Source organism: bacterium, from assembly GCA_024228115.1.
Classification (GTDB): domain Bacteria; phylum Myxococcota_A; class UBA9160; order UBA9160; family UBA6930.
In genome coordinates this window covers 1-1,509 of record JAAETT010000493.1, presented here as the reverse complement: position 1 = coordinate 1,509, position 1,509 = coordinate 1, and the positions used below count along the sequence as shown (strand labels likewise).

The following is a 1,509-nucleotide window of genomic DNA, read 5'->3' as shown; positions in this document are numbered from 1 at the left end:
CAAGTCAATCCGATACCGCTTCTTCGACATACGGGCCCCATGAATCGGCCCGCGACACGGCGAGAACCGATTGGCTGCGGGGGACGCAGTGCTTAGCATGACAACACTTCCGCCTTTGGTCGATACAAGGGACTAGGAGGGCCAAGACTGCGGCGCCCGGGAGCGCCGTGCGCCGCCCTAGGATCGGGTTGAGTCCTCTCGCCTCCTCACGTCCAGTGCAATTGCTCATATCGCTGCTTTCCCCTTGGTATATTCTGAAATCGAATATTCGAACACAAGACTCACCCTTCGAGCCGTGCCGATGGAGGTCACGCGTCGCCCCGCCTATCGGCGGTTCTTGAAGCGCCTCAAACGGGCGCGAGAAGACGCTGGCCTGACCCAGATCGAGGTTGCCCAGCGGCTCCGTCGAAGCCAGGCCTTTGTCTCCAAGAGCGAGAGTGGTGACCGGCGAGTCGATGTCATCGAGCTACAGGCTTTCGCCCAGCTCTATGGAAAACCGGTCCAGCACTTCTTTGATCGCAACTGAGACCGTATTCCATATCCGAATATTGACTCGAACGAGAGCCTCTCGCAACTATTCTCTTGCCCCCGCAAGAAAGCCCCTCCCCAGCCCTCAGGGGACCGTCGCGGGCTTCAAGTCTTGTCCTTGCCGGCCCCATTTCTGCCCGTGCGAGGCGTCGGGCCTCGCTGGGCTTGCCATGGGCGCTCTTGGCTCTCGGCTGGTGAAACCTGAATCGACAGCTTCCAGCTATCACCACATTTCTCGAAGAATGATTGAGAGGCTACGCCGACTTGCCAGTCTTCGCCGACTACGGCGGCGGCGATGGATTCCATCGACGCCAGCATGCCTGCCCGGCAGGCGGCGAGGCTGCGCTCCCCTTCGAAGGCGCAAGAGCAGGCGCTTCACGGCGCGCTCTGAGTCGGGAAAGGGGCGATCAGCGCGGCCATCCGGCGGCCCAACGTGGGCCAATCCGTTGCGATCATCTCGCCGAAGCGCAAGACGATCAGGTCGCGTTCCGGAACCAGCACAACATACTGGCCGCCGTTGCCGGTCATCTGAAACGCACTACCGGGTGCGCCGGGCAGAGGATCGACCTGCTTCCCGCGGGCTGGAAGATTCAGCCAGAAGTGAGCACCGTAGATTCCGTTGTTGTCGACCGGTGCGCGGGTGCGTGAAAAATCCACCCAGCCTGCGGGAAGGATACGCCGGCCGTGCCATTCACCGTCGCGTAGGTAGAGCAGACCAAGGCGCGCCCAATCCCGAGCTGTCGCCCAGACGTGGCTGCCACCAACCAGTTGGCCGCGGCTGTCGGATTCGGCGATGAGGCTCTTGATCCCGAGCGGGTCGAGCAATTCCTTTTCCATCCAAGCCCTGGTGGCTTCACGGCTGGGGCCTGTCAGGCGTGAGACGATGCCGCCAAGAATTGCACTGGTTCCCGTCGAGTAGGCCCAATGGGTCCCGGGGTCGTGCAGGAACGGAACGTTGGCCGCATGGCCCGCCATGTCTTG

At 62.1% G+C, this 1,509-nt stretch carries 2 protein-coding genes; one reads left to right on the top strand and one right to left on the bottom strand.

Features of this window, described 5'->3' with window-relative positions; all coding sequences use genetic code 11:
• The first annotated feature begins 301 nt into the window (after positions 1-301).
• Positions 302-526: a helix-turn-helix transcriptional regulator gene (locus GY937_21020; GenBank protein MCP5059195.1), complete on the top strand. Its 225-nt coding sequence runs from the start codon at positions 302-304 to the stop codon at positions 524-526.
• 377 nt (positions 527-903) lie between these two features.
• On the opposite strand, the gene GY937_21015 is transcribed toward GY937_21020, so the two are convergent.
• Positions 904-1,509 (bottom strand): serine hydrolase (locus GY937_21015; GenBank protein MCP5059194.1); only part of this gene is annotated, 606 nt, incomplete at its 5' end.